This window comes from Tychonema sp. LEGE 06208, assembly GCF_015207505.1.
Lineage (GTDB): Bacteria > Cyanobacteriota > Cyanobacteriia > Cyanobacteriales > Microcoleaceae > Microcoleus.
In genome coordinates this window covers 24,227-35,129 of sequence record NZ_JADEWT010000065.1, presented here as the reverse complement: position 1 = coordinate 35,129, position 10,903 = coordinate 24,227, and the positions used below count along the sequence as shown (strand labels likewise).

Genomic DNA, 10,903 nt, shown 5'->3' with positions numbered 1-10,903 from the left:
GAGGTGAGCTTCTGGTGCTTTCTCTGAAAAAGTGACGTTGTTGTAGTACAGCCATTCGTTTTTATTTCTCCAACCTATGCGCTCGCCAAACGCTTCCCATATTTTTATATCATATTCCCTACTTCCCCCCAGGCTTTGATAGATACGCTTCTGCACCGAAAAGCCGAAGCGCCCGTTGCTGTATTTTACCCAAAGTTGGTCAATCGTTCGCAAGTCTTCGCAGGGAAATTTATCTATTATTGATGAATCATTCAGGCATCCTTGTTGTTCCCTACCCGCCATTTTGATCGTCACTCTCGCCGTTTCCTTATCCGCCTCTTTCCACTTTCCTGCTGCTAATAAATCTCGCAATTTTATATAATCCATCCCCACCGCAGAAACTAATTGTACCTCATTAGTCTGCTGTTTAGGCATCACCTCATTAGCCACCTGTTTAGGCATTATCTCACTAGCTGTCTGTTTAGGTATCACCTGATTAGCTGATATTTGATTAGATGCTACTGGTGAATACTGAAAAGGTTTTGGTTGACGTTTAGCTGATATTTGAGTAGGTGATACTGAGACATAATTAAGAGCTTGCAATACTTCTGTAGCTGATTGATAACGCGCACCCACTGGAAACAGGAGCATTTTATCTAATACTTTACCCAAGTCATTGCTGATCGAAAGTGCTTTATTTCTCCAGACCCATTCCATTTGCATCGGATCGAAAAGTTCGTCGGCCAAAGTTCTATTTTTCTCTTCCAGCAAACACCCGGTTAATAACCGAATACAACTTACACCAAGGCTGTAGAGGTCACTCGCTGGAAAAACATGACCTTGCATTTATTCCGGTGGCGCATAACCAGGAGTACCAGTCACAGTTCCCACTCTAGTCAAAACACTACCGCTCAATTCCTTGGCCACTCCAAAGTCAATCAACACTAGAGAATCGCGAGAATTTCTAATGATGTTATCGGGCTTAATATCTCGGTGAATTACCTTTTGCTTGTGAACAAAATCTAATATCGGTAGCAATTCTGTCAGTAATTGCTTAATCTGTTTTTCGCTGAACTTTCCCTGCTGCTGTAATTCTTTTAATAAATCCTCACCGTCTATAAATTCTTGTACTAAATAGAACCGTTTATCTTGTTAAAAAAATGCCAATAAATCAGGGATTTGAGGATGTTTACCCAAATCTCGCAGTCTCACTGCTTCTTGTTTGAATAACTCAGTCGCTTTCTGAATAGCTGCACTCCCTTGTAGTTGCGGGAGAAATTGTTTAATCACACAGATGGTATCAAGTCGATGTTCGTCTACAGCTTTGAATGTACGGCCAAAACCACCTTCGGAAATGTATTTAACTGCACGGTATCTGTCTCCGAGTAGCAGTTTGTTTCCGCAGCGTTGGCAGAATTTGGTGAGGGATGGGTTTTGATGCAGGCAATCAGGATTAAGGCATTGACTCATAAAAAGTCCTTAGTTTCACAGTTTTAAGATTAACACAATTTACAGGTTGTTACTGTTACAATGCGTAAATTGTGTCCGTTATTAAATATTTGCCTTCGTGCAGTTGTTTTCTCGGTGCCCAGTGCTGCATATTGCTGTGTTATGGTGTTTGGATACAGGAAATTGTAGCAGACGAGCATTGCTTTGACAATTGGCGGACTAAGATCGATGAGGAGTATTTTGGCGGTTGAATGTATTTCTGATAAGTAGGATTTTGGCTGCGATGGTTAGAATGCCAACTCTGGCGGTTAATGTTGCGACAAATTATGCTAAGAGTATAAATGCAAGGGGGAATGGTTTGTTAGGGCGATCGCCCTGTCCGGCAGATTTAGAAGCTTTAGTCGATCGCCTGTTGCAAGATTTGCCGAGTTATGCTAATCGGGTAATTGCGCGATCGCACTTTTCTCCTAACACTTCTACACCGCCCGGTTACTTGTCCCGTCAAATAATTGTAGCAGGTCGCCCGGAGTTTCAACCGCTACCTTTAAATTTTAAAGATGCGCTTCCTGAAAATACCAATCAAGCTTTTATTACTACTTTAGAAACGCAGTATCTGGGGGGAAAGCGAGTCGAAATTCAGCAATATCACTGGCTGTTTTTAGCTAAAACCCCGAAGGGTTGGGAATTAGTCAAAATTGTTTCTCGGTTTGGTACGGCGACGGATGTTAGCCCGTTGTTAGCGCCAGAGGGGGAGACAAGCGCAATTGCTGAGGCGATTCGTTTGTGGTTGCGAGATTGTCCTGCAAAGCCATAACTTGAGTTTCAAGCAAAGGGGGCGGGTTTTTGAGATTGTGGTAAATATCAGAGATTGTTGGTGAAACCCGCCCTTATCAATCAACAACAAAAATTTATTGCTATTGCTATTTTAATTCATCCAATTTAGCCTTTATAGCCTGCATATCTTGCCACATAAACCATTTTGGTGTCTCAGGTTCGCGGGAAGGATTTCGTAACAAGTATGAGGGGTGGAAAATTGGCATACACAGCCGTCCTTCCCATTCAATCCATTGACCTCGGATTTTACTAATTGGCCGCTTGTCGCTTAACAATCCTTTCAGGGCTGTTGCACCGGTTAATAAAATAATTTTTGGATCTAAAATGCGAATTTGTTCGAGCAAGTAAGGTTTGCAAGCTTCGATTTCTTTGGCTGTGGGAGGACGGTTTTTGGGTGGGCGACATTTGATGACGTTGGCTATGAAAACGTCGGTTTCTGCACTCAATTCTACGGATTCTAAAATCTTATCTAGTAGTTTGCCCGATCGCCCGACGAAGGGTAATCCGGTTTCATCTTCGTTTTGTCCGGGCGCTTCTCCCACAATCAAAATTGAGGCTTGAGGATTGCCGCGCCCGATGACGGCGTGAGTGCGGGTGTTGCCCAATTCGCAGCGGTGACAGCGATTGCAGTGCTCGCCGATTTGTTCCATATTTTGATACGTGCCCGGAGGAATGGGAATTTTGGCATTTACTGGGATTGAGTCGTTTTGGAAGGCGGCACTTTGATTGCTGTCAAAAAGACTGAGTTGCAAGTCGCTGGACATATATTTTACAATTAGAGAGATTTTGTTGAGTCTAGAGTTTATAGTTTAGATCGGGTTTTGTGATTTGAGATTGGCTAGATGCTTTTATGCGATGCGATCGGGCACAATTTCAATTTAACACTCGCAAATCTCATAGGACTAGCGACACAGAAACCCGTTTTTTCGGAGAAATATTGGTTTAGCCGCGAAGTATCTGCGAATAAACCGAGTTTCTGACTCTCAAATTTCACATTTTTGGTTGAGTTCGTACAGGCAGAAATATGTTGTCTAACCCGTTTTTTGACGATCGCGCCGATGCAGGCGAAAAACTGGCTGCTGCTGTTGAAAACGAGCTCGGCAAGTTGAATTTAACGGCACAAAATGCTGTGAAACCGATTGTTTATGCCTTGCCGCGCGGGGGTTTGCCCGTTGCTGTGCCGATCGCCCGCCGCTTGGGTTGTGCTTTGGATGTGGTTGTCGCCAAGAAAATTACTCGCCCGGATAATTTGGAATTGGCGATCGGGGCGGCAACTGCTGACGGCCATGTTCTCTGGCAAAATCAAAAACAGCCAAGTTTACGCTGGCAAAAATCAGCACTCCAGCAAGCTGAAAATAGCGCTCAATCTCTGCTGGCAGATTTGGCTTCGGGACGACCAAATGTCAGCGCGGCGGGGGCTTTGGCGATTTTGGTGGACGATGGCATTGCTACGGGGATGACGGTGGCTGTGGCGGCGCAGGCTTTGCAGTCGCAGCAACCGGCTGCTTTGTGGATTTGTTCGCCCGTGGCCCCCCATGATTTGATGAGATTTTTGGCGCAAATAGGCGATAAGTCGATTATTCTGGAGACTCCTCACCCTTTTTACAGTGTCAGTCGCTTTTACGCGCAGTTTCCGCAGGTGGAGACGGCGGAGGCTTTGGGCTGTTTGCAGGGACAGATTGAGTGGCGATCGTAGGTTAAGCTAGAAGGCTAAATCTAAAAGCTCGATCGCTAGCTAACACATGAGACCTTGGGAATATTGGTTGAACACTGTGATTCTCTCTACTCAGCACAATCCGCCTCGGTTTGTTGAGTTGGTGATGTTGACTTTGGCGATGATTTTGTTGGGGCTGTGGAGTGTAACGTTGCAGTGGCAGTATTTAACCCTTTCTTTGAGTTATATAATTGGTTCGTCTTTTTCAATTTTGGTGCGGGAATATATGGGCCCGCAACCTCAATTTCAATTGACTCATTTGACTGCTTTGCTATTATTAATTATCAGTTTTTATAGCTTTGCTGAAATGATTAGATAGTTGATATTTTTTGTGAACTAACCGCCAAGACGCTTGAGGCTTTCGCCGCGCGTCAGCGCTAGGATGCAAAGGAAGAGGAGAGAAGATCGAGAGTTCACTAATTATTCGCGATTATCCTATATTCTAATGCGGTTGATGCAAAATTATGCGGTTGCCGGCGGGATCGAAGGCATAGATTTCTAAACCGTGTGAGGCTTTGATAATTTCTCCGGCGGGCGGATATCCTAAGGCCCAAATTCGGGCGATCGCAGTTTCGATATCGCTGACTTCCAAACACAAACTCATGCCTGTTTTTGCTCGATTTGCAAATTCCGATTTGTGGAAATCTTTGGGTTTGAATATGCCGAGTCTTAAGCCGGGAAGTTGAAATTCGGCATAGGTATTGGGAATGTAAGGATTTGGTTCTATGTCGAGAAATTTGGTGTAGAATTTGACCAGAACTTCGTTGTCGAGGTCTGCTAAAGTTACTAGGGCGGCGCTGTATTGGAAAGTCATGTAAATTAGATGGATAACTGGTAATTAACAAGGAAAAATGGCAACAAAAAAAATCTAAAATCCTCCAATTCGTCCCACTATTTGAATTTTGCCTCGTGCATTGCCTTTGAGAATCACAGCTTCGCCACTTTGGGGTACAATATCTGTTATCGCTGTAATATTGACTTGATGCGTTACCATAATAATAGCACCTTTTGTGTTGCGATTATCAACAATTAATTTGCGAATTGTTGTTGTTTGTCTGGCTTCTTGGCTGCTGTCGCTAAAGAACGAGTTGAGGGCTGGTAATGGCTCGACTTTGCCTAAATTTATCAGTTTTGCTGTTTCCAAACACCGGCACCACTGACTCGATACAACTCTAACAATTTTGATGTTGCGCTTGCGAAATTCGGCTCCAATTTGCTGGGCTTGGGTTCTTCCTTGTCCTGATAAATTGCGCTGGCTGGAACAGTCGCCTAACTTAAAGTTAGCAGGATCTCCGGTGCCTGGGGCGATCGCGTGTCGCATTACCACCACCAACCCTGTATCTCCCCGCTGCAATAATTGCCATCCCGCTTGAGTTTGGGCTTTGGTTGCTGCGTCAGAAGTGGCAGTTTGAGTCATTATCGCGATCGACAATACTAAAGCTAGGGAACCGAAAAACCATTGACCGTTGCGGTAAATCTGTGCTGCCATTGTTCCAGAACTTAGAAATTATCTTATCATATTGTAATACAACAAATATTTCTCTATGGAACTCACAAATTTTATTGCTCTGTCTGTCATTGTTGTCGCTGCGCTGGGGATTGGCATAGGAACAATGACTTGGGCTTACTTCGGTAAGGGCAGCATTTCTGTACTGTTTAAAGAACCAATTTTAAACTCGCCAGAATTTCCAGATACTGACGCAGGTAGCAAAGCTGCGGTTTATTTTCAAGCAGGAATTGAGGCTTATAAATTGGGAAATTACCGCAAAGCTGAAGATAAATTTACTAGCGCCATACAACAGGTGGCAACGGCAGAAGTTTACCACAATCGCGGTTTGATTTTTGCGAATTTGCGATCGGACGGCGAAGCGGTGGCAGATTTGATCCGTGCCAGCGAATTATACCAACAGCAGGGGAATATCCCCGCGATCGACACGATCAAACAAAATCTTGCCGCTTTGAAGCAACGCAAATTAGAACGAGAAAAACAAAAATCTGTAGCGACATAAATTGCGGGAATTACGCAGAAACCCGGTTTTTTACAAAAATATTCAATTGTGCTTGGCTCGTTACTAGGCAGAACCTGGTAACGAGTAACAAAATATTCGATTGTGGCTTTAACTCTCGGTAATAAATCCGGTTTATTCGGTATTGACGCGCAAGTTTTAAATTAGTGGGTGGAGCCATTCTAATGAAACAAAACCTATATTTTGGGTCTGAAAAACCCGGTTTCGCGATGTATCGCGTTCGATTCAAAATGTTGAGAAGAAACCGAGTTTGACAGAATTGTTAATTTCTAACATCAAGAGGTAACATTCTCGCGAAAGGCTAAATTTTTCTGGCATCTTCGATTTGGTCGATTTGAGAAATTAGCATTTCTCGGCTAGATGCTACAACTCGATAATTAGTAATTGGATCGTAAGCTTCCCACTCTTGAGTGACTTCGCTATCTTGCCACAAAAACCATTCCCGGTAAATTTCGCCGTCGTCAATGTCGCCGCACAAATTAAGCCAATCATCTCCTCCCAGACTCTCAAAATCTCCTCCTACTAAGTCAATCCAAGCCGCTACGATACAAGATTCTATAGCACTATTATCAAAAGTAACTGCCGGAGATTCAACAGAGGTTTCGGGATAGCAAAGTGTGGATTTCATACGCTGTACCTGAATGTTATGTTATTAATTTATAAAAAAATCCTTAATGGTAGGGATCGCACAATGCCACTATCGGAACCTCCACAGTTTGTACCTCAAAAAATCTCGATCGCTAAAACGCTCAAGTGTTGATGGTGTATAACTTTACGGCGCTTTGGGTGAAGGGGCTGCAGAGGCTAATTTGAGCCAATTTGCTAACTAGCACAGCACAAAGCACGCGCTGCGAAGCTATCCGGTGGGGAATCGCCCGAAGATTTCTGGCAAAGGCGATCGCCCGACCCGAAGCGCAGACAGCACGATTGGTAACTGTATACTTGGTAGGTTGGGGAGTTTCCGTACAGTTTTTGTGGTAAAATTAGCTGTTACCAGACTTTCGCAACCACAGCGCGGCGTTCTCAAAAGCTAAGGACGGTGGTGCGATCGCAACTTTTGATTTATTGTTAATTTGACGAAAGGCCCGATCGACCGCTAGGGGAAAAAATTATGGAAGCAACCAACCAAGACAGAATTATCACTCTGACACTCAACTATACCAACGGCAAACAGCAAGAGTTCGAGTTCATTTCGTCAGCAGAAAGGGTAGGAGAGCAAGCAAATTTAGGTACTCGCCTGCACAAATTCTTGACTGCCGATCCAATAATTATCGAATTAGCAGATAAACTTGTAGTTATCCCTATTCACAACATAGAAAGTCTTGAAATATCGCCGATTCCTTCCAAATTGCCAGATGGTGTCTTTCACTCAATGCGAGAAATCCAGAAATAGTTAAGCTGTTGAGCCTGCAAATTTGAATGTTATGGCGGGCTTACCCACTTACATAGAGTAGAGTTTTAATCAACAGAAATATCCCAGTTAGATGATGTTCGTCGATTAACCTAATATTAGTTCGCAGTGCCGAATGCGATTCTGCAGCATGAAAGCGGAATGCGAGTCCGCACTACAAACCGTTTTTGTGATGACGATCGACTGGATACGATCTTAAAGAGGCGGGAATTTATTACAACCAGCTAAATTTAAATTAAAATAATTTATTGTATTGTTTGAAGTGAGGATATATGTTCGATGAATGATGAGAATAATTGCAGGTTTCGCAGAGTTTTATTTACCATAAAAAAATGCTAGAACTCCACTGTCACACAACTTATTCCGACGGTACTCTCACCCCAGCCGAACTCGTAGCAGCCGCCGCTTCTTCGGGGGTTCGCGCCTTGGCCGTCACCGATCACGATACGATGTCGGGTTGGGATGAAGCCTTCGCCGCCGCTGCTTTGCACGGTATCGAAATAGTCCCCGGACTCGAACTCAGTACAGTCCACAACGGTCGATCGCTGCACATTCTAGGTTTTTATCCCGATGCAAATAAGTTGCGCGTTCCTTTGAACGATCGCATAGAAGGAAGATTGAGGCGATCGCAGGAAATGGTAGAAAAATTAGCAGCACTGGGATATGCGATCGAACTACCAACAACATCCCCAGGAATGGCACCGGGAAGGCCTCACATTGCCTCGGCGCTGGTAAAAGCTGGTCACGCCAAATCATCGCGGGAAGCCTTCGATCGCTGGCTGCGAGACGACGGCCCCGCCTACGTGCATTACGAGAAATTCTCCATCGCCGAAGGGATAGATTTACTCAAGAGTTGCGGCGCAGTACCGGTGTGGGCGCACCCTTATTTATTTCGCGGCGGCGCTGTTGAAGAAGTGTTGAAAGAATTAGTAGATGCGGGTTTAATGGGAGTCGAAGTATACCATCCCAGCCACAGTTCCAGCCAAATGAAAAACTTGAAAGATTTGTGTCTGGAATACGGTTTGCTGGTAACTGGCGGCAGCGATTATCACGGCCCAGAACCCGAAAGAAATGAAAGAAAAGGTATTGAAACTACCCCATTGAATATGCTGCACATACCGTTAGACTTGCTGGAACCGATTAAGGTTGCTGCGGCGAGTTTGAAGTAATAACTGTAGGCTGCGTCAGTTTAAACCGGAGCAGATGGGAATAATCAAGTCATTCTAACGCACCTTATAAGACCTCGCGATCGTTCTGTAGGGTGCGTCAGTTTATATAGCGAGTCAATCGAAATAATTAAGTCATTATGACGCACCCTACTAAAAACAGCTCGCCATCAAACCCAACATAAATTAATGTGAAGTTAGGGAGGGATTTCAGTTGAGCTAATGTTAGGATAGCAATAACGTTTAACTACCCAGCGGAGCTGATTATGAGTGTAGAAGACAGGGCAAAGGCGATCGGCAAAAACGTAGAAGGCAAAGCTCAGGAAATTTTCGGAAACATCACCGGGAACAAAAAAGACCAAGCTGAAGGCCAAGCAAAACAAGCGGAATCCGCCGCCCGCCACGCAGCAGAAGATGCTAAAGATGCTGTGAAAAATATCGCAGATAAAGCTAAAAGAGCGATCGACAAATTGTAAGCTGTCGGGCATCTAGATTGTATTTTTGGGGCAGGCTTTCTGGTCTACCCCACAAGAATTTTTATCAAACTTGAATGTCCTTCGACTCCGCTTAGTAACCGTAAGATCGTGTCCTAACAAGTTTTCTGAACTTAGGTATAGCCTTTCTGTGCTCTCATAGGAGGTACTATCCGGGATAGGGCATACCTCACTTTTGTGAGAACCGCTATCTCAGTATCGCAAACATGGTGTTGTAAAACTACAAAATCTTATAGTAATTATATCGTTTCCGCTGGCATCGGAATGATTTAACCTTATTAGAACACAGAGTACACAGAGTCCGAGAATATATATCTGAATCATGCCGATGCTACCGGATTTGATATTACTTATCCAATAACGAATCAACATATTTCATCCACATTGATCGGCGTTCGCCTGCGCTTAAAAGTCTGGTTCTTTGGCTAAAAGCTCGATCGCCAATTCCATCCGATCCTTCCCCCGCGCCAGAAAACCTTCGCACTCCTGCAAACACTCCACAGCCACCGCAAACTGCTCGAAAACCTCTTCTAGTGGCAATTCTCCAGATTCCACCCGATCGATAATTGCTTCTATGCGATCGACCGTTTCCTCATAATTCCAGTCAGACTGGCGCAACTTCGACTTAACCATAGCATTTATTCTGCATCCAACACTTCTACAATCTTAACTTTCAGCACGCCCCGACTCAACCTCACGGTTAACTCGTCTCCCAATTCTAAACCGTCAGTTTCGCGGACAATCCTACCGTCAGCTTGCATTACCGCCGCATAACCCCTTTCCAAAACCGCCGCCGGATTTAGGGCTGCTAACTTTTCTTGCAATATTTCCAGTTTACCAGTTGCTTGCCGCAAAGTTCGCGATGTCGCAGGCAACCGTTTTAGTCGGTTTTGTAACTGTTGCAAATGCTCTGATTCTGTCTGAAATCTGGCTTTGACAACACTTGCTAAATTCAGCATTCTTTGCTGGTGTTCCGAGTAAATATCTGCTAAAATTGGTACGGCTTGGGCCGCTGCCGCTGTCGGAGTGTGGGCTCGTTTATCTGCTACTAAATCGGCGAGAGATTCGTCTCTTTCGTGTCCGATTCCTGTAATAATTGGAATTGCACAATTGGCGATCGCCCTGACAACTCTTTCATCATTAAAACAAGCCAAATCCTCCGCAGAACCACCGCCCCGCGCTAAAATGATCGCCTCGGCCCTACCATCCAATTCTACCAGCGCGATCGCCCTAGCAATCGCAGCCGGAGCCAAATCTCCCTGCACCAAAGTCGGCGACAGCAACACCCGCAAACCCGGATATCTCTGCGCTAGAGTGCGCTGAATGTCCCCCCACGCAGCAGCGCTATCCGATGTCACCACCGCCACAATTTGCGGGTGTGCGGGAATCGGGCGCTTTCTGGCGGGATCGAAGAAGCCCTCAGCTTCCAAGCGCGATCGCAATTGCTGCAACCGCAAAGCATCCAATCCTTCCCCAGCCGGTAGCGATTGCACAACTGTCAACTGATACTCGCCGCGATTTTTGTAAACCCGGATGCTTCCAAAAACCAGCAATTGCTCACCTTTTACGGGTAACTTCAATAATTTTTGCCGCTGAGAATTCCACGCCACGCAGCGAATCGCAGCGCTTTTGTCACTGTCGCAGAGAGTGAAAAAGCAGCCGCTGGCGTGCTGCGAAACGTTGGACACCTCGCCGATCAGCCAAACCGATCGCAGGTGGCGATCGCCCTCCAGCAACTCTTGCAGGTATGATGTTAGTCCGCCCACCGACAACGTTGTCTCAGGAAAAATTGCATTCATCTAACAATTTGAGATTTTAGATTCTAGATT

17 protein-coding genes are annotated in these 10,903 nt (G+C 45.0%); 8 read left to right on the top strand and 9 right to left on the bottom strand.

Going from position 1 to position 10,903, the window contains the following annotated elements; all coding sequences use genetic code 11:
• The 3 genes from IQ263_RS28665 to IQ263_RS28655 form a co-directional block, all read right to left on the bottom strand.
• Positions 1-825, bottom strand: an 825-nt coding sequence (locus IQ263_RS28665; RefSeq protein WP_228050139.1) for a GUN4 domain-containing protein, incomplete at its 3' end; no start/stop codon positions are given.
• Entirely contained in the window at positions 826-1,098 is a 273-nt protein-coding gene (locus tag IQ263_RS28660; RefSeq protein WP_370589112.1) for a protein kinase domain-containing protein, read from the bottom strand.
• Positions 1,099-1,131: 33 nt separating this feature from the next.
• On the bottom strand, positions 1,132-1,449 hold the full coding sequence (locus IQ263_RS28655) for a 4-Cys prefix domain-containing protein (protein WP_228050138.1): 318 nt from the start codon (positions 1,447-1,449) through the stop codon (positions 1,132-1,134).
• A gap of 262 nt (positions 1,450-1,711) precedes the next feature.
• Between IQ263_RS28655 and IQ263_RS17590 the strand changes: the two genes are divergently transcribed.
• Positions 1,712-2,242, top strand: coding sequence for a hypothetical protein (locus tag IQ263_RS17590; protein ID WP_194068773.1), 531 nt, complete (start codon positions 1,712-1,714; stop codon positions 2,240-2,242).
• A 106-nt stretch (positions 2,243-2,348) separates the two neighbouring features.
• On the opposite strand, the gene IQ263_RS17585 is transcribed toward IQ263_RS17590, so the two are convergent.
• Entirely contained in the window at positions 2,349-3,026 is a 678-nt protein-coding gene (locus IQ263_RS17585) for a uracil-DNA glycosylase (protein ID WP_194068771.1), read from the bottom strand.
• A 260-nt stretch (positions 3,027-3,286) separates the two neighbouring features.
• Here IQ263_RS17585 and IQ263_RS17580 point away from each other — a divergent pair, with 260 nt between their 5' ends.
• Together IQ263_RS17580 and IQ263_RS17575 are read left to right on the top strand one after the other, a co-directional pair.
• On the top strand, positions 3,287-3,958 hold the full coding sequence (locus tag IQ263_RS17580; RefSeq protein ID WP_194068769.1) for a phosphoribosyltransferase: 672 nt from the start codon (positions 3,287-3,289) through the stop codon (positions 3,956-3,958).
• Positions 3,959-4,034: 76 nt separating this feature from the next.
• Positions 4,035-4,295, top strand: a complete 261-nt coding sequence (locus tag IQ263_RS17575) for a hypothetical protein (RefSeq protein WP_333117539.1) — start codon at positions 4,035-4,037, stop codon at positions 4,293-4,295.
• 123 nt (positions 4,296-4,418) lie between these two features.
• On the opposite strand, the gene IQ263_RS17570 is transcribed toward IQ263_RS17575, so the two are convergent.
• On the bottom strand, positions 4,419-4,790 hold the full coding sequence (locus IQ263_RS17570) for a VOC family protein (protein WP_194068767.1): 372 nt from the start codon (positions 4,788-4,790) through the stop codon (positions 4,419-4,421).
• A 54-nt stretch (positions 4,791-4,844) separates the two neighbouring features.
• Positions 4,845-5,465, bottom strand: a complete 621-nt coding sequence (locus IQ263_RS17565) for a histidine phosphatase family protein (RefSeq protein WP_194068766.1) — start codon at positions 5,463-5,465, stop codon at positions 4,845-4,847.
• Positions 5,466-5,520: 55 nt separating this feature from the next.
• Here IQ263_RS17565 and IQ263_RS17560 point away from each other — a divergent pair, with 55 nt between their 5' ends.
• Positions 5,521-5,985 carry a tetratricopeptide repeat protein gene (locus IQ263_RS17560; protein ID WP_194068764.1) on the top strand — a complete coding sequence of 155 codons (465 nt, stop codon included), beginning with the start codon at positions 5,521-5,523 and terminating at the stop codon, positions 5,983-5,985.
• 319 nt (positions 5,986-6,304) lie between these two features.
• Here the strand turns inward: IQ263_RS17560 and IQ263_RS17555 are convergent, their stop codons facing one another.
• On the bottom strand, positions 6,305-6,631 hold the full coding sequence (locus IQ263_RS17555; RefSeq protein ID WP_194068762.1) for a hypothetical protein: 327 nt from the start codon (positions 6,629-6,631) through the stop codon (positions 6,305-6,307).
• Positions 6,632-6,822: 191 nt separating this feature from the next.
• Between IQ263_RS17555 and IQ263_RS17550 the strand changes: the two genes are divergently transcribed.
• The 4 genes from IQ263_RS17550 (at position 6,823) to IQ263_RS17535 (ending at position 9,056) form a co-directional block, all read left to right on the top strand.
• Positions 6,823-6,984, top strand: coding sequence for a hypothetical protein (locus IQ263_RS17550; protein WP_194068761.1), 162 nt, complete (start codon positions 6,823-6,825; stop codon positions 6,982-6,984).
• Positions 6,985-7,114: 130 nt separating this feature from the next.
• On the top strand, positions 7,115-7,396 hold the full coding sequence (locus IQ263_RS17545) for a hypothetical protein (RefSeq protein WP_194011298.1): 282 nt from the start codon (positions 7,115-7,117) through the stop codon (positions 7,394-7,396).
• 350 nt (positions 7,397-7,746) lie between these two features.
• Positions 7,747-8,583, top strand: a complete 837-nt coding sequence (locus IQ263_RS17540; protein WP_194068759.1) for a PHP domain-containing protein — start codon at positions 7,747-7,749, stop codon at positions 8,581-8,583.
• A gap of 263 nt (positions 8,584-8,846) precedes the next feature.
• A complete protein-coding gene (locus tag IQ263_RS17535; protein WP_106149015.1) occupies positions 8,847-9,056 on the top strand; it encodes a CsbD family protein in 210 nt (69 codons plus the stop codon).
• Positions 9,057-9,479: 423 nt separating this feature from the next.
• On the opposite strand, the gene xseB is transcribed toward IQ263_RS17535, so the two are convergent.
• Positions 9,480-9,707, bottom strand: coding sequence for an exodeoxyribonuclease VII small subunit (gene xseB / locus IQ263_RS17530; protein ID WP_106149016.1), 228 nt, complete (start codon positions 9,705-9,707; stop codon positions 9,480-9,482).
• 5 nt (positions 9,708-9,712) lie between these two features.
• The gene (xseA, locus tag IQ263_RS17525) at positions 9,713-10,873 is read right to left on the bottom strand and encodes an exodeoxyribonuclease VII large subunit (RefSeq protein WP_194068757.1); all 1,161 of its coding nucleotides are present in this window, start codon (positions 10,871-10,873) and stop codon (positions 9,713-9,715) included.
• Positions 10,874-10,903 lie beyond the last annotated feature (30 nt).